Source organism: Marinovum sp. J2-8 (assembly GCF_055808435.1).
In genome coordinates, this window is record NZ_JBVVRZ010000002.1 from 606704 (window position 1) to 626599 (window position 19896).

A 19896-nucleotide genomic window follows, 5' to 3' on the forward strand; every position below is an offset into this window, starting at 1 on the left:
TCCCTTAATGTCCGGCAACCTGGACCGCATCACTCGATGCGGCCAGCGCCGTCTGGTAGTTGGAAACAAGCGCCTCGACCGAGGGCCCGATGATGTCGGTGACCAATGCCGGGTAAACCCCCAGCAGAATAGTCATCACCACAAGCGGCGCAAAGATCGCGCGTTCGCGGCTGTTCATGTCAGTGATGGAACGCAGGCTTTCCTTGATCAACCCGCCCATGACAACCCGACGATAGAGCCACAGCGCATAGGCCGCCGACAGGATCACACCGGATGTGGCAATCGCGGCCACCCAGGTGTTGACCTGGAAAATGCCCATCAAGGTCAGGAATTCACCGACGAAACCCGATGTGCCCGGCAGGCCGACGTTGGCCATGGTGAACAACATGAAGATCAGCGCATAGGCCGGCATCCGGTTCACCAACCCGCCATAGGCGTCGATGTCCCGCGTGTGCATCCGGTCATAGATCACACCGACACACAGGAACAGCGCGCCAGAGATGAAGCCGTGGCTGACCATCTGAAAGATCGCGCCGTCGATGCCCTGTTGATTGGCGGCAAAGATACCCGCAGTCACATAGCCCATGTGGGCAACCGACGAATAGGCAATCAGCTTCTTCATGTCTTCCTGCACCAGCGCCACCAGCGAGGTATAGACAATCGCAATCGCCGACATCCACAGCACCAGCGGCGCCATGACGTCCGCCCCGACCGGGAACATGGGAAGGCTGAACCGCAAGAAGCCGTAGCCGCCCATTTTCAAAAGGATCGCCGCCAGAACAACCGAACCAGCGGTCGGGGCCTGAACGTGGGCGTCGGGCAACCAGGTGTGGAACGGCCACATCGGCATTTTGACCGCGAAGCTGGCAAAGAAGGCCAAGAACATCAACGTCTGTGCCCCGCCGACGATGTGGATACCCAGGACCGAGAAATCCTCAGACCCGAATTCATGCCGCATCAATGTCGGAATGTCGGTGGTGCCAGGCCTGATAGAACATCACAACCATCGCCACCAGCATCAGAACCGAGCCGATGAAGGTATAGAGGAAGAATTTGAAGCTGGCGTAGATCCGGTTCTTGCCGCCCCAGATACCGATGATCAGGAACATCGGGATCAGACCGGCCTCAAAGAACAGATAGAACAGCACGATATCCAGCGCCATGAACACGCCCAGCATCAGCGTTTCCAGCAGCAGGAAGGCAATCATGTATTCCTTGACCCGCGTGCTGATATTCCAGCTGGCAGCAATACACAGCGGCATGATGAAGGTGGTGAGCAAAACGAACAGCACCGAAATGCCATCCACACCCATCTTGTACTTCAGGCCCAACAGCCATTCGCCCTCTTCGACGAATTGAAAGCCGGTGTTGCTGGGATCGAACTGCGCCAGAATAAACAGCGAGATCAGGAATGTCGCCGCCGTGGCGATCAAGGCCAACCATTTGGCGTTGCGATTGGCCGCAGCATCCTCGCCGCGCAAGAACACCCCAAGGATCAGCGCGCCCAAAGCCGGGATGAAAGTGACAATGGAAAGAAGGTTATCCATCAGTGCGCTCCTCCGCCGATCGACATCCATGTGACAAGGATCGCAATCCCGATCACCATGGCAAAGGCGTAGCTGAAAATGTAACCGGACTGGAAACGGCGGCGAGACGGGTGAAGAACGGGATAAGTCCCATCGAGACACCATTGATGGTGCCGTCAATCGTGTTTTCATCGCCGCGTTTCCACAGGAAACGGCCGACGGCCTTGGCCGGTTGGATGAACAGGAAATCATAGATCTCGTCGAAGTACCATTTGTTCAACAGGAACTGGTAGAGCGGCCGCTGCTGCTCGGCCAGTCGGACCGGCACCGTTGGATCGACGATATAGAACCAGAATGCCGTGGCAAAACCGATCAACATCGCAATGAAGGGAGAGATTTTGACCCAGGTCGGCGCATGGTGGGCGTCGTCCATGACATGATTGTCCGGGTGGATAAAGATCGCACCCTGCGGCGCCTCTCCGGCCACATCATGCCCGGAATCTACCGCGTCGCCATGCGCCTCATCGGCGGCATGCGCCGCTTCTTCGGCGTGGCCATCGTCGGCAGCTGCGTGATCCGTATCTTCACCGTGACCGGTATCTTCGCCATGTCCGGCATCCATCTCTGCGTGATGGGCAGGAATACCAAAGAATTTGTTCACCCGGTCATGATCGCCAAAGAAAGACCCATACCAGATCATGCCTGCAAGCACCGATCCCGTCGCCAGCACACCAAGCGGCACCAGCATGACCATCGGGCTTTCATGCGCATGTTCGTGGGTGTGTTTGTCGCCACGCTGCTTGCCATAGAAAGTCAGGAACATCAGCCGCCAGCTGTAGAAGCTGGTGAACAATGCCGCTACAACCAGCGCCCAGAAGGCAAATCCGCCCTGAGTGCCCGCATAGGCGCTTTCGATCACCGCGTCCTTCGACAGGAAACCGGCGAAACCGATGTGGGTCAGCGGAATGCCAACGCCGGTGATCGCCAAAGTGCCGATCATCATCGCCCAGAAAGTATAGGGGATCTTTTTGCGCAGGTTGCCGTAATTGCGCATATCCTGTTCGTGATGCATCGCGTGGATCACCGAACCGGCGCCAAGGAACAACATCGCTTTGAAAAACGCGTGGGTGAACAGGTGGAACATCGCCACCGAATAAACCCCGACCCCGGCCGCCACGAACATATAGCCCAGCTGCGACATGGTCGAATAGGCGATCACGCGTTTGATGTCGTTTTGCACCAGACCGATGGTCGCCGCGACAAAGGCCGTGGACGCGCCAAGGAACGTGACAAAGGCCATCGTTTCCGGGGCATATTCCATCAACGGCGACATGCGGCACACAAGGAACACACCCGCGGTCACCATGGTCGCGGCGTGGATCAAGGCCGAAACAGGTGTCGGACCTTCCATCGCGTCCGGCAACCAGGTGTGCAGGAACAGCTGCGCCGATTTGCCCATCGCACCGACAAACAGCAGGAAGGCAATCAGATTGGCCGCATTCCATTCGCGCCACAGGAAGGTGATCTGAACGTCCACCAAGGACGGCGCGGCAGCAAAGATGTCATCAAACCGGATCGAATCCGTCAGGAAGAACAGACCAAAGATCCCGAGCGCAAAGCCAAAGTCACCAACCCGGTTGACCACAAAGGCCTTGATCGCCGCGGCATTGGCCGAGGGCTTGCGATAATAGAACCCGATCAACAGATAGGAGGCAACGCCCACGCCTTCCCAGCCAAAGAACATCTGAACCAGGTTGTCGGATGTCACCAGCATCAGCATGGCGAAGGTGAAGAACGACAGATAGGCGAAGAAACGCGGTTTGTAGCTTTCGCCGTCTTTCCACTGCGGATCATGCGCCATGTAGCCAAAGCTGTAGAGGTGCACGAGCGAGGACACAGTGGTGACCACAATCAACATGATCGAGGTCAGCCGGTCCAACCGGATCGACCAATCGGTCGACAGCGAGCCGCTTTCGATCCAGCGCAGGATCTGAATATGCTGGGTTTCCGGGCCATGGGTCAGAAAGACAATCCAGGAAAAGGCACAGGCCGTGAACAGCAGGCCGGTGGTGATCCACATCGCGCCGCGTTCGCCGATCAGCTTCCAGCCGAACCCGGCAATCAGCGCCCCGACCAGCGGGGCAAAGAGAATGATGCTTTCCATGGTCTCAGCCCTTCATCACGTTGACGTCTTCGACGGCAATGGTGCCGCGGTTGCGGAAGAAACAAACGAGGATGGCAAGGCCAATCGCCGCTTCGGCTGCGGCCACCGTCAACACAAACAGCGTGAACACCTGCCCGACCAGATCACCAAGATGGGTCGAAAAGGCGACCAGGTTGATATTCACAGCCAAGAGCATCAGCTCAATCGACATGAGCAGAATGATCACGTTCTTGCGGTTCAGGAAGAGGCCGAAAATGCCAATGACAAAAAGCGTCGCCGCCACCGTCAGATAATGTTCAAGTCCGATCATGTCGTCCCTCTGGGCTTTTGCCCGTTTGGTCTTTCATCTCTCCCGTCCTTGTTGGACGGGTTGTTATCTCAATTCGGGGTCCGTTGCCGCCAGGCGCGCAACCACCGCAGGGCCACCAGCCCCAACATCGCCTTCAACACCCAAAGCCCGGCAAACCCGAGGACCCCAACCTTCAGAAAAAAGGCATGGGCCAGCGCAATCATGTCCGCCATGATCAGAGCCCCTGCCCTGGTTTGACGTCTTTCAGTTCCATGGCCGTCGCCGGATCGCGGTACATCTGTGCCAGCACATTCTGACGCTTCACATCCTGACGATGGCGCAGGGTCAACACGATCGCCCCAATCATCGCCACCAAAAGGATCAGGCCCGACAATTGGAACAGCAGGAAGTAATCGTCATAAAGGATCACGCCCAGAGCATGGGTATTGTGCACATCCGTCGGTGTCACCTGTGCCCGCAGGCTCTCGGCGACTTCGGCGTATTGCCAGGCCCCGACGGCCATGGCGAATTGCATCAACAAGATCACACCAATCAACAGCGCCAACGGCATATAGCGCGCCATTTCGGCCTTCAGCTCGGCGAAATCAATGTCCAGCATCATCACCACAAACAGGAACAACACCGCCACCGCGCCGACATAGACAATGATCAGCAGCATCGCGACAAATTCCGCGCCCAGCAGGACAAACAATCCGGCGGACGACAGGAATGCCAGGATCAGCCAGAGCACCGAATGCACCGGGTTGCGGCTGATCACCGTGAACAGTCCCCCGGCGATGGTGCTAAGTGCAAACAGGTAAAAGGCGAACACGGCCATTATGCGTCATCCTCATTTTCGACCATGACATCGCGGGCCATTTCCATGGCGCGATTCATGGCGGGAAGGCCTGCGAACATCGACATCTGTGCGATGGTCTCGGCAATTTCATCTTTGGTGGCACCCGCCGCAAGGGCGTGGCGCACGGTCATGCGAAACGGTGTGTCGGCCTGTGCGCCCTGCATCGTCAGACCCGCAAGGGTCAACAACAACCGGGTCTTGGCGTCCAGCCCTTCTTTGGAAATTCCGCGGCCAAAGGCCATTTCCATCATTTCCTTGGGCATCGTCGGCCAAATCGCCTCGAACCCCTTGGGCGAAAATGTCTCAAGCGCCGGGTTAAAGGCCTTGGCCATTTCCTGGGCTTGTTCCATCATCAATTCGAACGGTGTCTTGCCTTCGCTCATGTGGCTTCCTCCTCGGATTCGAAAACCTCAAGAGCGGCGTTCAGCGCGTTGATCATCGCCGGAAAGCCACCATAAAGCGTCATCTGAAAGATGATTTCTGCAATCTCTTCACGAGATGCACCAACCGCGCGGGCGCTGGCAATATTCACCTTCAATTGCGGCTTGGTCTGACCACCCAGCGCAGCAAGCGCCGCAATGGTTGCCAGAAGCCGGGTCTTTTCGTCCACCACACCGCGGGCATAGAATTGGCCATAAGCCACATCCACCAGGGTCCGCGACAAACCGGGCACCAGCGCGTCATACCGCGCCTTCAAAGCATCCTCCATACCGGGATTGACCGCTTCGGAAAGCGTCTTGCCGCGGGCATAGCTGTCGCTGTTATGTGGTTCGTCGAGGCTCATCTGTAAGGTGCGTCCACTTCGAGGTTCGCCGCAATTTCGGCTTCCCAACGCTCGCCATTGGCCAGCAGCTTGTCCTTGTCATAGAACAGCTCTTCGCGGGTCTCGGTGGCGAATTCGAAATTCGGCCCTTCGACAATCGCATCCACCGGGCAGGCCTCCTGGCAGAAACCGCAGTAGATGCATTTGGTCATGTCGATATCATACCGCGTGGTCCGGCGGCTGCCATCGTCGCGGGGTTCCGCATCAATGGTAATCGCCTGTGCCGGGCAAATCGCTTCGCACAGTTTGCAGGCAATGCAACGTTCTTCGCCATTGGGATAACGGCGCAGGGCGTGTTCACCACGAAAACGCGGCGACAGCGGACCTTTTTCATGCGGATAGTTCAGGGTCGCCTTGGGGGCAAAGAAATACTTCAGCCCCAGTTTGAACCCCTGAACAAAATCAGCGAGCAGGAAATATTTGGCCGCGCGGCCATAGTCGATCTGGGTCATGTCAGTTCCCTTGCTCAAATTGGGATGTCATCATGTTGGATGTATCCCCGGTCGTCATGTCGTTGTCTGCCGGGACAGGCCCGGCTGGTTTGGTTGTCTCGGCCTGTTTCGCCGCCCAGCGAAAGATCGCGGCGGCGACCTCGTTCTGTTGGGGCAGCGGGTTGCCGTGGTCGTCACTGTCCGGCAGCCCGCAATCCTGCACCACGAAATCAGCCAACGACACCATGTCGATGTATTTCGCGTCCAGAATGGCAGCTTTCAGATCAATCATCTCAGCCCCCAATGGCCCAGCGGGCATAGACGCCCCAGAACCAGCCGAATTTCGCGGCAAAGGCGACAAAGACCACCCAAACCAGGCTGAACGGCAGGAACACTTTCCAGCCCAGACGCATCAATTGGTCATAGCGGTAGCGCGGGGTGATCGCCTTTACCATCGCGAAGATGAAGAAGAAGAACGCCATTTTCGCGACCATCCACAGCACCCCGTCCGGCAGACCCGGAATGGGCGACAGCCAACCGCCAAAGAACAGCAGCGAGGTCAGGGCGCACATCAGGAAGATGGCGATATATTCCCCGGCCATGAACAACAGGAACGGCGTGGCCGAATATTCCACCTGATAGCCCGCCACCAGTTCCGATTCCGCTTCGGGAAGGTCGAACGGCGGCCGGTTTGTTTCGGCCAGACAGGAGATGAAGAACAGGAACACCATCGGGAAGTGCGGCAGCCAATACCAGGAGAAGAAGCCAAAGCGGCCATCCTGCGATTGGACGATATCGCCAAAGTTCATGCTCCCGGTCGAGATGATCACACCGATGATGATCAGACCGATCGACACCTCATAGGAAATCATCTGCGCCGCAGAGCGCAGCGATCCCAGGAAAGGATATTTCGAGTTCGAGGCCCAGCCGCCCATGATCACGCCGTAAACCTCAAGCGAGGACATGGCGAAGACATACAGAATGGCGACGTTGATGTCCGACAGGACCCAACCATCGGCAAAGGGGATCACCGCCCAGGCAATCACCGCCAGAACAAAGCTGGCCATCGGCGCAAGGAAGAACACCGGCTTGTCCGCACCTGCGGGCACCACCACTTCCTTGACCACATATTTCAGCGCATCCGCCACCGATTGCAAAAGCCCAAAGGCCCCCACAACGTTTGGTCCGCGCCGCATTTGGACCGCGGCCCAGATTTTGCGGTCACCGTAAACCAGGAACAGCAGCGAAATCATCACAAAGCCCAGCACCGCAAGGCACTGCGCGAGGATGAGAACACCAATTCCCAGTGGAGTCGAAAAGAAATCAGCCATGGTCCCTCACACAGTCGGAATGCGTTGTTCGCGGCAGTTCGCCACCACGACTTCGGCATCTATCGTCTTCAATCCATCGGGCAGCGACGGCGAGATGGTGTAAACCGCATCACCCCGCCAAAGGCCAGCCTCAACTTGCGTATTCGTGCGCAGATGTCGCGCAAATCCGTATCCACGGATCAGCGTATACTGCGCCGCAGCACATTCCGTGTAATCCGCCACATCCTGGGCGTCGCGCGCACCGGCCATTTCCACATGGAAATTCACCAGATCGCCGTCCAACAGCCGGGTTTCGATGCCACGATATTCGGGCTCGAACGGGATATCATTGGCCGCTTCAGACATTTCGCATCCGATCAGGGCGAACGCCATCGCGGGCAACATTGCTGCCCGGGGCCATATCCGCTTGTGGTCGATCATTCCGCTGCAATCTTCGCCTCCCCGCGCGCCTTCGCATTGGCGCTCAGCTCGGCCATCAACTGGCTGGCACGGGCAATTGGGTTGGTCAGCCAGTAATCCTTGATTGCATTGCGGAAATCCGCCGCGCCCAGTTTTCCGGCTTCAACCACTTGCCATTCGTTTTCCGGCACGGCGTCAATATTGCCGAGATGCGGCACGTCCTTGATCAGGCTTGTCCGCAGTTGCGCCAGCGAATCATAGGGCAGTTTGCTGTCCAACTCGCCCGACAGCGCACGCAGGATGGCCCAGTTTTCCTTGGCCTCACCCGGTGCAAACCCGGCGCGCAGCGCCAGTTGCGGGCGGCCCTCGGTGTTGACGAACACCGCGTTTTCCTCGGTATAGGCGGCACCCGGCAGGATCACATCAGCGCGGTGCGCGCCACGGTCGCCATGCGACCCCTGGTAGATCACAAAAGGTCCTTCGGCGATATCGATCTCATCTGCACCAAGGTTATAGACCACGTCGGTGCCTTCCAGCGCGTCCATGCCACCCTCGGTCACCGCGCCGACATCCATCGCACCGACACGCGCGGCGGCGGTATGCAGCACCATGAATTTGGAACTGCCCGCTTCGGCCATTTTCATCGCTGTGCCCAGCACCGCGGCGCCGTCGGCCTCGCGCAATGCGCCCTGGCCGATGATCATCACCCCGGCGGTGTCGGCCTTGTCGGAATGGTCCATCTCGGCCAGCTTGGCCAAAGCGGCCCGGTCCGTGCCCAGATGGGTATAGTCAAACGTCAGATCGACCGCTTCGCCGATCAACGCAACTTTGGCACCACGCGCCCAGGCCTTGCGGATACGGGCGTTCAGCACCGGCGATTCTTCCCGCGGGTTTGTGCCGATCAACAGGATCATGTCCGCGCTGTCGATATCCTCGATCGCGGCGGTCCCGACATAGCCAGAGCGGTTGCCAGCAGGCAGCTTCGCGCCATCGGTCCGGCATTCGACATTGCCGCCCAACCCTTCGATCAGGTTTTTCAGCGCATAAGTGGCCTCAACCGGGGCCAGATCACCCACGAGACCAGTGGCCTTCTTGGCCCCTTTCAGGGCCTCGGCGGCTTTGGTCAGCGCCTCGCCCCAAGTGGCGGGACGCAGTTTGCCGTTGTCACGGATGTAAGGTTTATCAAGCCGTTGGCGGCGCAAACCATCCCACACAAAGCGGGTTTTATCGGAAATCCATTCCTCGTTCACGCCGTCATGGTTGCGCGGCAGGAACCGCATGACTTCGCGGCCCTTGGTATCGACGCGGATGTTGGAGCCCAGCGCATCCATCACGTCGATGCTTTCGGTCTTGGTCAGCTCCCACGGGCGGGCGGTAAAGGCATAGGGTTTCGACACCAACGCGCCAACCGGGCACAGGTCGATGATATTGCCCTGCATGTTGCTGTCGAGCGTTTCACCAAGATAGGCGGTGATTTCGGCATCTTCGCCGCGTCCGGTCTGGCCCATCTGGGTGATACCGGCCACTTCGGTGGTGAAACGCACACAGCGGGTGCAGGAAATGCAGCGCGTCATATGGGTTTCAACCAGCGGGCCGAGGTTCAGATCGTCGGTCGCGCGCTTTGGTTCGCGGAAACGGCTGAAATCCACGCCATAGGCCATCGCCTGATCCTGAAGATCACATTCGCCGCCCTGATCGCAGATCGGGCAATCCAGCGGGTGGTTGATCAACAGGAATTCCATCACGCCTTCGCGGGCCTTTTTGACCATGGGCGAATTGGTTTTGACCACCGGCGGTTCACCATCCTTGCCGGGACGCAGATCGCGGACCTGCATCGCGCAAGAAGCGGCAGGTTTCGGCGGGCCGCCCACAACCTCGACCAGACACATCCGGCAGTTGCCCGCAATCGACAGACGTTCGTGATAACAGAAGCGCGGCACTTCAACCCCAGCCTGTTCACAGGCCTGGATCAGGGTCATGGCCCCGTCTACTTCGATCTCGTTACCGTCGATGATGATCTTTTTCAGGTCGCTCATGGCTCTCACTTCACTCTCAGAAAGGCGCCGATCTGGCTGTCTTTCGCAACTTCTTGACGCCCCAGGGCGCAATATGTTTCTGGCTCGCCCGACTTGACACCGTTGGCCCGCATATAGGCTGCGGCCTCGCCCTCAAGGCGTTTTCGCTGCGCTTTGCTTTCCACGAAATCGGAAATCTCGTCCTTGCTGTAGCCCATTTCACTGGCGCGCGATTGCAACGACCGGGCAAAGGACCAGCCGGCCACCATCCGCGCGCTGATCGACGGACAGGCAATGCGAATTTGATCGGCGATCATCAAGCTGCGCAAACCGTCATTGATGAAGGCCACGCTGGACAACGGCGGCAGCGCCGCCACCGATGTCGACATCGCAAACAGGGATATGAGCGCCAGACGCATCATTCCACACACCGGCCTTTCAGCACGACCTTGTCATTGTCGATTGGCAGCACCTCTGCATCCGGGTCGATGTCCCAGGCGATATCGGAAATGCCAAACCAACGGATGCAATAGCGTGTGCCCTGATGGCGCACCGCTTCGCGCACACCATCAAGCGACCGCGACGCCGGACCAGCCGTCGCAATGAAAATGCGACGATCGGCCTTGTCCACGGTTTTGGCCGTGCCACGGAAACGCTCACCATCAAATGTGATCTGACGGCTGTCATCCCGGGAACAGGCCGCAACCGCCCCCAGCGACATACAGAGAAGAAAGATCACAGCCCGCATTTTATCAGCCTTCCACACAGAGCACTTCGAATTCCGCCGCCGCGCCCCGAATGCCCGCCACAACCGTGCCAAGTGGCTTGCCACCGGAACAGGCCACAACGCTGGCAAATCCGCCGGCGGCGGTCATGTCACCCTGCCGCACCGGTGCGCCGTCCAGCCGGGTCACACTTATAAACACCTGTTTCGCCGGGCGCGTGCCGCCCGAACCGCGCGACGTCAGGGACACCGCGACGCTTTGGGTCACGGCCTGATAGGTCGAATTCTTGTAGGTCGCCGCCGCAAGCGGGGCCGCAGCCACCGACAGAGCCACAAGAACAGGAAAGAGGTGTTTCACTGTCATCACTCCGCGGCCATTGCGCCCATGCGGCCCGATTTCTGGGCCTTGATACGATCTTCGATCTCTTCGCGGAAATTGCGGATCAACCCCTGGATCGGCCAGGCCGCCGCATCGCCAAGCGCACAAATGGTGTGGCCCTCGACCTGTTTGGTCACATCGAACAACATGTCGATTTCTTCGACCTCGGCCTCGCCACGCACAAGACGTTCCACAACCCGCATCATCCAACCGGTGCCTTCGCGGCAGGGGGTGCACTGGCCACAGCTTTCGTGTTTGTAGAATTTGGACAGCCGCCAGATCGCCTTGATGATGTCGGTGTTCTTGTCCATCACGATCACCGCCGCGGTGCCAAGGCCAGACCCCAGCTCTCCGCGCAGGTAATCGAAATCCATGATCGCATCGCGCATGTTTTCGCCGCGCACACAAGGCACCGAAGACCCGCCCGGGATCACCGCCAGAAGATTGTCCCAACCGCCGCGAATGCCGCCGCAATGGGTCTCGATCAGCTCTTCAAAGCTGATCGACATGGCTTCTTCGACGACACAGGGGTTGTTGACATGGCCCGACACCGCAAACAGCTTTGTGCCTGCGTTGTTCGGACGGCCAAACCCGGCAAACCATTCCGGCCCACGCCGCAGGATCGTTGGCACAACCGCAATCGATTCCACATTGTTGACCGTGGTCGGGCACCCATAAAGACCAGAGCCGGCCGGGAACGGCGGCTTCATGCGCGGCATGCCCTTTTTGCCCTCAAGGCTTTCGAGCAGCGCGGTTTCCTCACCACAGATATAGGCCCCTGCCCCGTGGTGCAGATAGATGTCGAAATCCCAACCGGACCCGGCAGCATTCTTGCCCACCAGACCAGCGTCATAAGCTTCGTCAATGGCGTTTTGCAGCGCTTCACGCTCGCGGATGTATTCACCCCGAATATAGATGTAACAGGCATGCGCCTGCATCGCGAAGCTGGCAATCAGACACCCCTCGACCAGCGTATGCGGATCATGACGCATGATTTCGCGGTCTTTACAGGTGCCCGGCTCTGATTCATCGGCATTGACCACCAGATAGGACGGTCGGCCATCGCTTTCCTTGGGCATGAAGGACCACTTCAAACCGGTCGGGAACCCCGCGCCGCCGCGACCACGCAGGCCACTGGCCTTCATCTGGTCGATGATCCAGTCGCGGCCTTTTTCGATGATGCCCGACGTGCCATCCCAATGGCCACGTTTCTTGGCGCCTTCGAGCGTGCGATCATGCATCCCGTAGATGTTCGTAAAGATCCGGTCCTGGTCCTGCAGCATGTGCGATGCCACCCTTTTAATTGTCCTGACGCTTGCGCCAGATCTGATAGATATTGACAAACGCCCAGATGAACGCCGCCAGAGCAAAGAGATCAATCAGCAGCGCATAGCGCCCTGCCAGACCGATCCTAGGCCCGATGAACTGGGCCGCGATCCAGATCAGCATCGCCCCGGCAATCACCAGCGCCGTCAGACGCCCTTGCCGTGCAATCGCTTGATCCTTGTCTTGTCCCATCCTTTTGTGTCCCCGTTAATACACGTCGCCGTCGCGCGCGCGTTTCGAGAATTCAGTCACCCCGCCATCAGCAAGGATTTTGGCCTGAGCGACCCAATCATCGCGGCTGACCCGGCCTTTGAAGCCCGCAAGATTGGCATCAACCCAAGCCACTTCCTGCGCCGACCACGCCGCGACCTGGTCGAAATGATAAAACCCCATCGAATGCAGAAGCTTTTCCAACTTCGGCCCGACGCCCTTTATTTCCTTCAGATCGTCGGGACCGCCATCGCGGGCCGCATCGAGAGTTTGCGGTTTCGCAACCGCGTCTGAACCTTCGTCTGATCCAGGCTGATCTTCGTCTTTATCTTCCACAGCTTTTACTGTGCCGTCCTTCGTCACCGGACCGTATTTCCACGCGCCCTTGCGCCCGGCCAAATCACTCTCGCCCGCGAGCGGGGCTGATGGTTTGACCAATGTCGCGGCCCCATCCGTATCAGCGGGCGAGGCTGCGACAGGCTCTTCATGCGCGGTCTCGGTTGCCGTCGCCTCGGCTGGTGCGACTGGCTCGGGGTCTGGCGCAATGGTCGGCGGCGTCGGGGTAACGGTGGCCGCAGCCGGTGCGGCGGCGGTGCTGGCCAAAGCGGCGGCGGCGGTGGCCGTCGTCATTTCCGTCGATGGCGACGCGGATGCGGACGGCTGAACGTCAGCGCGCTGTGCAGTCGTGGCCGCGGTGCAGCCCAACCAGACCAGAAGCATCCCCAAGAGAACCAGTGTGATCACCGCCAGAACAATTGCCGCCAGAAGGCTGTAATCGCCGTTGAATTTCAGCATGAGAAAGACCAGCACCGCCACAACCGTGGCGGCGGCCCAGCATTTGCTGGTGCAGTTTGCGACTGATCCGTTACTCATGGTTCAAAACCCCGTACCGCCCCTTTCGGCTTAATACACGTCACCCTTTTTCACACGCGATGAGAATTCAGTCTCTTCGCCCGAGGCCAGTTTCTTGGCCTGGGCCACCCATTCGTCCCGCGTCACCCGACCTTTGAACCCTTCGAGGTTCTGATCGACCCAGGCCACTTCTGCGGCGGACCAGGCGGCGATTTGATCGAAATGGTAGAAGCCAAGCGAGTTGCAGAGAATTTCCAGCTTTGGCCCGATACCCTTGATGTTTTTCAGGTCGTCTGCACCACCTTCACGCGGTCCGTCCAGAGCGGCGGGGCGTGTACCCTCGCCCATTTCTGCGGCGGCCTCTTCCGTCGTGGCCGACGTCTTCGGCGCATCGGCGGTCACCGGTTTGCCCTTGGTCACGGCCTGGGCGGCGCGGTTGTCGACACCGGTTTCATCAACCGGGACATCCTTTGTCGGGCGCGGTTGGCTGGCCGGGGCGGCGGCGATATGGGCCGCGGCGTCACCGTGATTGGCCCCTTGCTGCCAAGGCGCGCGCAGCTCTACTTCGGTGCCATCAATCCGCTTGATGCTGTCCCCAAGATCCACCGCCAGCTGGGCAGAGCCGTTGTGGTCGGGGCGTCCCTCGGCGTGGTCTTTCAGGCTGGTCAGGCCGGATTTCGGCTCTGACGTGTAGCGCCCGTTTTGCGGACCCGGCACCGGAACCCCACCTGCGGCCATTTCGTCAATGATTTCCGCCAGACGTTCGGTCGTCAGATCCTCGTAGTAATCTTTGCCGATCTGGGCCATCGGCGCATTGGCACAGGCCCCCAGACATTCCACTTCTTCCCAGGAAAACCGGCCATCGGCGGACAGTTCATGTGCCTTGGCGGCGATCTTTTCCTTGCAGACGCCAATCAGATCCTCGGCGCCACAGATCATGCAGGACAAGGTGCCGCAAACCTGAATATGGGCCACAGAACCAACCGGTTGCAGTTGAAACATGAAGTAGAACGACGCCACTTCCAGCACCCGCATATAGGCCATGCCCAGCATTTCAGCGACATGTTCAATCGCCGGACGCGTCAACCAGCCTTCTTGTTCCTGTGCACGCCAGAGCAGCGGAATCACGGCGCTGGCCTGACGGCCCTCGGGGTATTTCGTCACCTGCGCCTCGGCCCAGGCGAGATTGGCCGGGGTGAAGGCGAAACTTTGCGGTTGGTCATGATAAAGACGGCGCAGCATGATCGTTCTTTCCGTTCCTCACCGAAGCGCGAAGGCTCCGAAACTTTCTATTCTGGGGGATCCGCGCCGCAATCGGCGTGCATCCCATGTATCGGCCCGTGCCTCAGGTCGCGGCGGCGACCGTCTCGGGGGTGCAGGCGCCTGTGGTCAGACGCACGCCACCACTTTGCAACCGCACGGCCTGTTCGCGGGCCAGCCGTTGTTCGGTGATCGCAATCGTCTGTTCACGGGTCAACCCGGCCTGAAATTCCACCGCGCCATAATCCGCATCACTGACAAGCGTACAGCCGATGCTGCGCACCGCTTCGTCATAAGCAGCGAGATTATCGACGTTGGTGCCTTCTGGCGGCACTTCCATACAGGCGGTCAGCGAGGCCAGCGCGCCCAGGACAATGGCGAAACGAACCCCGGTCACCTGTCAATCTCCCCAAAGACGATGTCCATGGTGCCGATGATCGCCGCAACATCCGCGAGCTGGTGCCCACCGGCCACGTAATCCATCGCCTGAAGATGCGGGAAACCCGGTGCGCGCAGCTTGGCGCGATAGGGTTTGTTGGTGCCATCCGCTACCAGATAGACGCCGAATTCCCCTTTGGGGGCTTCAACGGCGGCATAAACTTCGCCCGCAGGCACTTTGAAACCTTCGGTGTACAGCTTGAAGTGATGGATCAAGGCCTCCATCGACTGCTTCATCTCACCGCGTTTCGGCGGCGACAGCTTGCCCCGCGCCATCACATCGCCCTGCCCCTCGGGGGCACGCAGCTTTTCAATGGCCTGATGGATGATCAGCAGCGATTGACGCATCTCTTCCATGCGGACGAGATAGCGATCATAGCAATCGCCATTCTTGCCAACCGGGATCTGGAAATCGAATTCGTCATAGCATTCATAGGGTTGCGCACGGCGCAAGTCCCAGGCGAGGCCCGATCCACGCACCATGACACCCGAAAACGCCCAATTCTGGATGTCTTCTTCGGTGATGATGCCAATGTCGGCATTCCGCTGTTTGAAAATGCGGTTTTCGGTCAGAAGCCCATCAATATCCGCAAGCACACGCGGGAAATCCTTGGCCCATTCCTCAATATCGTCGATCAGATCAGGCGGCAGATCCTGATGCACACCGCCGGGGCGGAAATAGGCCGCGTGCAGACGGGCGCCACAAGCGCGCTCGTAAAACACCATCAGCTTTTCACGCTCTTCAAAGCCCCAAAGCGGCGGGGTCAGCGCGCCAACGTCCATCGCCTGGGTCGTAACGTTCAGCAGGTGGTTCAGAATGCGGCCAATCTCGGAATAGAGCACCCGGATCAGACTGCCACGGCGTGGAACCTCGACACCGCAAAGCTTTTCAATCGCCAGACACCAGGCATGTTCCTGATTCATCGGCGCCACATAATCCAACCGGTCAAAATACGGCAGGTTCTGCAGGTAGGTCCGGCTTTCCATCAGCTTTTCGGTGCCACGGTGCAGCAGGCCGATATGCGGATCGCAGCGTTCTACGATTTCGCCGTCCAGCTCCAGCACCAAACGCAACACCCCGTGCGCCGCAGGGTGCTGCGGGCCGAAGTTGATATTGAAATTGCGGATTTTCTGTTCGCCCGACAGCGCGTCGGTGCTGCCATCATCAAACTTGGAACCGTCCATCAGCGCTTCTCCAACTCTTGCAGCTTCATCGCCATCCACCACAACAGGGCCAGCGCACCAAAGGGCACGATGCATACGGCGGCCCAAATCTTATCAATACCGAAATGCGGCAATAGTTTCAGCATCGGAATGATCGACACAGCCGTGACGATGATCCACCAGAGGAATTCCATTACTTGGCCCCCTCTTCGGTTTTCTCATCCCCGGCAGGATGTATTCCGCACCTTCCCAGGGAGACATGAAATCGAATTGGCGGTATTCCTGCACCAGCGACACCGGTTCATAGACCACGCGCTTCTGCGCCTCGTCATAACGCACTTCGGTATAGCCGGTTGTAGGGAAATCCTTGCGCAGCGGATAGCCGCGAAAGCCATAATCGGTCAGGATGCGGCGCAAATCCGGGTGGCCGGAAAATAGGATGCCGAACATGTCAAACACCTCACGCTCGAACCAATTGGCCGAGGGGTGAATGTCAAGAATTGACGGCACCATATCTTCTTCACGCACGCTCAGCCGCAGCCGAATGCGGTGGTTCTGGTACATCGACAGGAAGTGATACACCACATCGAACCGCTTGGCGCGGGCCGGGTAATCCACCGCCGTAATGTCGACCAGCGTTGAAAACTGACAGTTCGGATCGCTGCGCAGGAATTCCACCAACCCCGGCAGATTGGCCGGGGCGACATCAATCGTCAGCTCACCAAAGTCGACCGACCAGCCAAGAACGCAATCGGTCCGTTTGATTTCGATATGAGCGCCAAGCTCTTGCAATGCTGCGGTCATGACCCTGCCCCTTACCTTGTGATCGTGCCGGTGCGGCGGATTTTGCGTTGCAATTGCATCAGACCATAAAGCAGCGCCTCAGCCGTGGGCGGGCATCCGGGCACATAGATGTCGACCGGCACAACCCGGTCACAGCCGCGCACCACGGAATAGCTGTAATGGTAATAGCCCCCGCCATTGGCGCAGGACCCCATCGAGATCACATACCGCGGCTCTGGCATCTGGTCATAGACCTTGCGCAGCGCCGGGGCCATCTTGTTGGTCAGGGTGCCGGCAACGATCATCACGTCGGATTGGCGCGGGGATGCACGCGGGGCGATCCCGAAACGTTCCGCATCGTAACGCGGCATCGAGGTGTGCATCATCTCGACCGCGCAGCAGGCCAGACCGAATGTCATCCAATGCAGCGAGCCGGTGCGCGCCCAGTTGATGATATCCTCGGTCGAGGTCAGCAGAAACCCTTTATCCTGCAACTCTGCGTTCAGCGCCTGGGTCGCGACTTCTTTGTCGAAGCCTGCGGTATTGGCGGCGGTACTTACTGCCATTCCAGCGCCCCTTTCTTCCATTCATAGGCAAAGCCGATGGTCAGCACGGCAAGGAACACCATCATCGACCAGAACCCGAGCATCGACACATCCCGGAACGCAACCGCCCATGGGAAAAGGAACGCGATTTCAAGGTCAAAGATAATAAACAGGATCGAGACCAGATAAAACCGGACATCAAATTTCATCCGCGCGTCATCAAAGGCGTTGAACCCGCATTCATAGGCCGACACTTTTTCCGGGTCCGGGTTGCGGACGGCCAGAATCACGGCGGCAAGAATCAGGACAATACCAAGTCCGATGGCGACGGCGAGAAAGACGAGAATGGGAAGGTATTCCCTGAGCATCTCTTCCACGGGGCAGGCTCCTTTCAACACGCGCAAAAGGCGTGCGCTCAGTTGGCTCGCTTGGCTTGTTGGTCGGTTTATCGCTGCACCGCAGGGGGGTCAATGCGTCGATGAAACATTCACAATTATGAATGTAATATCCTATCCCTGCCAAAGATATTTTAATTCAATGACTTACCGACACCAATGCGGATTCCAGACACGACAGGCCCGGAATTCGGTCAAAAATCACACCGCTTCGATCTTAGGCGATGCAGTTGCGGCAAAAGCCCTAGTTTTTTTGTCAGAAATGAAGTGTGAGATAGCGCTCACACCCATTGCGGCGGACGCTTGTCGAAAAACGCCGAAATCCCCTCTTGCGCTTCGTCTGTGTTCCAGCGGTTTGCCAGCGCGTCGATAGCCAAATCCATGTCGCTTTGGCTGACCCCGCCGCCCAATGCCTAAATCAACGCCTTGGCCTCGCCAACGGCCCCCGGTGCGCAGGACAGATAGGGCAGGACCTGGTCTTCGACCGCCTGGTCCAATTCATCGGCCTGCACCGCCTTGGCCACCAATCCCAGTGTCACCGCCTCTTCGCTGTCAAACAGCCGCGCCGACATGAACACCCGCCGCGCCATCGCCGCACCCATGCGGCGCAGTACAAACGGGCCGATATTGGCCGGAATCAGTCCCAACCGGGTTTCGGTAAATCCAAACCGCAGGCCCTGCGCCGCGACCACCACGTCACAGACCGACATCAACCCCATGCCACCGCCAAAGGCATTGCCCTGCACCCGGCCAATCACCGGCTTTGGCAGCCGGTCGAGCGCTTGCAGCATGATCGAAAGCTTGGCGCTCTCGCGTCGGCGGGTGTCGCTGTCCATATCAAATTGCGCCCGCATCCAGGCCAGATCGCCCCCGGCGCAGAATGTCTTGCCCTCGGCGGCCAGCACAACAACACGCACCGTGTCGTCCGCGCCCAACGTCTGGGCAGCATGGACAAGCTCGTCCAGCATCTCGGCCGACATCGCATTGTGTTTTTCGCTACGTGCCAGCCAGAGCGTGGCAACCCCGCGCGCATCGCTCTCGATTTTCAATGTCTGATACATGCCCGTTCCCTTTCGTCGTGCGCCAAAATCCGTGCAAGGCATTGCAATGATCCGTGCAGATTATTGCCCCGCATTCCGCAACCCGCGTGCCAAATCCGCAGCCCTTGCAATCACCTCGTGATCAAGCCCGGTCTCCCAGCCCAGATCCGCCAGCCGCCTTGCCACGGATTCGGTCGCGACATTGCCCGCCGCCCCCGGCGCATAGGGGCACCCGCCAAGCCCGCCGACCGCCGCATCAAAGACCCGTAGCCCCTTGTCCAGCGAGACCTCGATGTTGGCCAATGCCTGGCCGCCGGTATCGTGGAAATGCCCGGCCAGTTTCGCGGCCGGCACCACCGCGAGAACCGCATCCAGCATCGCCGCCACCTTGTCCGGCGTGGCGCGCCCGATCGTGTCACCCAGCGAAATCTCGTAACAGCCCACCTCAAGCAAGGCCTTGACCACACGCGCCACCTGATCCGGCGCCGTCGGCCCGTCATAGGGGCATTCCACGACGCAGGACACATAGCCGCGCACCGGCAATCCCGCCGCCCGGGCGGCTTCGGCCACCGGCGCGAAACGCAACAGACTCTCGGCAATGGTGGCGTTGATATTGGCTTTGGAAAACCCTTCCGAGGCCGAGCCGAAAATCGCCACCTCATCCGCCTGCGCGGCAATCGCGCCCTCAAGACCGCGCATGTTTGGCGTCAGCGCCGCATAGGACACCCCCGGCGCCCGCCTGATCCCCGCCAGCACATCGGCGCTGTCCGCCATCTGCGGCACCCATTTCGGGCTGACGAAGCTGGCGCATTCAATGCGGCGGAACCCCGCCCTGCTCAGGCAATCCACCAGCGCGATCTTGTCCGCTGTCGCGATCCGGCTTTTTTCGTTCTGAAGACCGTCACGCGGCCCGACTTCGAAAATTTCTACAGTGTCAGCCATG

General features: G+C 59.1%; 23 protein-coding genes and 3 pseudogenes. All 26 read right to left on the reverse strand.

The genetic code is table 11. The features are described 5' to 3' along the window. Nucleotides 1–4: 4 nt before the first annotated feature. Nucleotides 5–1547, reverse strand: a pseudogene (locus AC0L4F_RS08790) (NADH-quinone oxidoreductase subunit M). After that, nucleotides 1547–3690, reverse strand: a pseudogene (nuoL, locus tag AC0L4F_RS08795) (NADH-quinone oxidoreductase subunit L). The pseudogenes AC0L4F_RS08790 and nuoL overlap by 1 nt, the downstream one beginning before the upstream one ends. Nucleotides 3691–3694: 4 nt before the next feature. After that, the gene (nuoK, locus tag AC0L4F_RS08800) at nt 3695–4000 is read right to left on the reverse strand and encodes an NADH-quinone oxidoreductase subunit NuoK (protein WP_244687446.1); all 306 of its coding nucleotides are present in this window, start codon (nt 3998–4000) and stop codon (nt 3695–3697) included. A gap of 68 nt (nt 4001–4068) precedes the next feature. After that, on the reverse strand, nt 4069–4212 hold the full coding sequence (locus tag AC0L4F_RS08805; protein WP_244687448.1) for a hypothetical protein: 144 nt from the start codon (nt 4210–4212) through the stop codon (nt 4069–4071). Between the two features lie 2 nt (nt 4213–4214). Then, nucleotides 4215–4817, reverse strand: a complete 603-nt coding sequence (locus AC0L4F_RS08810) for an NADH-quinone oxidoreductase subunit J (protein WP_244687450.1) — start codon at nt 4815–4817, stop codon at nt 4215–4217. After that, nucleotides 4817–5221 (reverse strand): carboxymuconolactone decarboxylase family protein, encoded by a 405-nt coding sequence (locus AC0L4F_RS08815; RefSeq protein WP_244687453.1) that lies wholly within the window; start codon nt 5219–5221, stop codon nt 4817–4819. The genes AC0L4F_RS08810 and AC0L4F_RS08815 overlap by 1 nt, the downstream gene beginning before the upstream one ends. After that, entirely contained in the window at nt 5218–5622 is a 405-nt protein-coding gene (locus AC0L4F_RS08820) for a carboxymuconolactone decarboxylase family protein (protein ID WP_244687455.1), read from the reverse strand. The genes AC0L4F_RS08815 and AC0L4F_RS08820 overlap by 4 nt, the downstream gene beginning before the upstream one ends. After that, nucleotides 5619–6113 (reverse strand): NADH-quinone oxidoreductase subunit NuoI, encoded by a 495-nt coding sequence (gene nuoI / locus AC0L4F_RS08825; protein WP_244687458.1) that lies wholly within the window; start codon nt 6111–6113, stop codon nt 5619–5621. Before nuoI ends, AC0L4F_RS08820 begins: the two co-directional genes overlap by 4 nt. Before the next feature lies 1 nt (nt 6114). Next, entirely contained in the window at nt 6115–6384 is a 270-nt protein-coding gene (locus AC0L4F_RS08830) for a hypothetical protein (protein ID WP_244687460.1), read from the reverse strand. Between the two features lies 1 nt (nt 6385). Further along, nucleotides 6386–7423 carry an NADH-quinone oxidoreductase subunit NuoH gene (gene nuoH, locus AC0L4F_RS08835; protein ID WP_244687462.1) on the reverse strand — a complete coding sequence of 346 codons (1038 nt, stop codon included), beginning with the start codon at nt 7421–7423 and terminating at the stop codon, nt 6386–6388. A 6-nt stretch (nt 7424–7429) separates the two neighbouring features. After that, nucleotides 7430–7768 (reverse strand): hypothetical protein, encoded by a 339-nt coding sequence (locus tag AC0L4F_RS08840; protein ID WP_244687464.1) that lies wholly within the window; start codon nt 7766–7768, stop codon nt 7430–7432. Between the two features lie 71 nt (nt 7769–7839). Next, a complete protein-coding gene (nuoG, locus tag AC0L4F_RS08845) occupies nt 7840–9858 on the reverse strand; it encodes an NADH-quinone oxidoreductase subunit NuoG (protein WP_244687466.1) in 2019 nt (672 codons plus the stop codon). Between the two features lie 5 nt (nt 9859–9863). Next, nucleotides 9864–10259, reverse strand: coding sequence for a DUF5333 domain-containing protein (locus AC0L4F_RS08850; protein WP_244687468.1), 396 nt, complete (start codon nt 10257–10259; stop codon nt 9864–9866). Further along, on the reverse strand, nt 10256–10585 hold the full coding sequence (locus AC0L4F_RS08855) for a hypothetical protein (RefSeq protein WP_244687470.1): 330 nt from the start codon (nt 10583–10585) through the stop codon (nt 10256–10258). Before AC0L4F_RS08855 ends, AC0L4F_RS08850 begins: the two co-directional genes overlap by 4 nt. A 4-nt stretch (nt 10586–10589) precedes the next feature. Beyond that, nucleotides 10590–10919, reverse strand: a complete 330-nt coding sequence (locus tag AC0L4F_RS08860) for a hypothetical protein (protein ID WP_244687472.1) — start codon at nt 10917–10919, stop codon at nt 10590–10592. Between the two features lie 5 nt (nt 10920–10924). Next, entirely contained in the window at nt 10925–12223 is a 1299-nt protein-coding gene (gene nuoF / locus AC0L4F_RS08865; protein WP_244687474.1) for an NADH-quinone oxidoreductase subunit NuoF, read from the reverse strand. A 16-nt stretch (nt 12224–12239) separates the two neighbouring features. Continuing rightward, nucleotides 12240–12458 (reverse strand): DUF5337 domain-containing protein, encoded by a 219-nt coding sequence (locus tag AC0L4F_RS08870; RefSeq protein WP_244687477.1) that lies wholly within the window; start codon nt 12456–12458, stop codon nt 12240–12242. A gap of 15 nt (nt 12459–12473) precedes the next feature. Then, on the reverse strand, nt 12474–13349 hold the full coding sequence (locus tag AC0L4F_RS08875) for an endonuclease (RefSeq protein ID WP_244687479.1): 876 nt from the start codon (nt 13347–13349) through the stop codon (nt 12474–12476). Nucleotides 13350–13379: 30 nt separating this feature from the next. Then, nucleotides 13380–14570: an NADH-quinone oxidoreductase subunit E gene (locus AC0L4F_RS08880; protein WP_244687482.1), complete on the reverse strand. Its 1191-nt coding sequence runs from the start codon at nt 14568–14570 to the stop codon at nt 13380–13382. 103 nt (nt 14571–14673) lie between these two features. Continuing rightward, entirely contained in the window at nt 14674–14985 is a 312-nt protein-coding gene (locus AC0L4F_RS08885) for a hypothetical protein (protein ID WP_244687484.1), read from the reverse strand. Beyond that, nucleotides 14982–16211: an NADH-quinone oxidoreductase subunit D gene (locus AC0L4F_RS08890; RefSeq protein WP_244687486.1), complete on the reverse strand. Its 1230-nt coding sequence runs from the start codon at nt 16209–16211 to the stop codon at nt 14982–14984. The genes AC0L4F_RS08885 and AC0L4F_RS08890 overlap by 4 nt, the downstream gene beginning before the upstream one ends. Before the next feature lie 93 nt (nt 16212–16304). Then, on the reverse strand, nt 16305–16994 hold the full coding sequence (locus tag AC0L4F_RS08895; RefSeq protein WP_244687488.1) for an NADH-quinone oxidoreductase subunit C: 690 nt from the start codon (nt 16992–16994) through the stop codon (nt 16305–16307). An 11-nt stretch (nt 16995–17005) separates the two neighbouring features. Continuing rightward, nucleotides 17006–17539 carry a NuoB/complex I 20 kDa subunit family protein gene (locus AC0L4F_RS08900; protein WP_244687490.1) on the reverse strand — a complete coding sequence of 178 codons (534 nt, stop codon included), beginning with the start codon at nt 17537–17539 and terminating at the stop codon, nt 17006–17008. Further along, the gene (locus AC0L4F_RS08905) at nt 17530–17895 is read right to left on the reverse strand and encodes an NADH-quinone oxidoreductase subunit A (protein WP_244687492.1); all 366 of its coding nucleotides are present in this window, start codon (nt 17893–17895) and stop codon (nt 17530–17532) included. Before AC0L4F_RS08905 ends, AC0L4F_RS08900 begins: the two co-directional genes overlap by 10 nt. Before the next feature lie 299 nt (nt 17896–18194). Further along, nucleotides 18195–18974: pseudogene (locus tag AC0L4F_RS08910) on the reverse strand (crotonase/enoyl-CoA hydratase family protein). A gap of 60 nt (nt 18975–19034) precedes the next feature. Further along, nucleotides 19035–19895, reverse strand: coding sequence for a hydroxymethylglutaryl-CoA lyase (locus AC0L4F_RS08915; protein WP_244687494.1), 861 nt, complete (start codon nt 19893–19895; stop codon nt 19035–19037). Nucleotide 19896 lies beyond the last annotated feature (1 nt).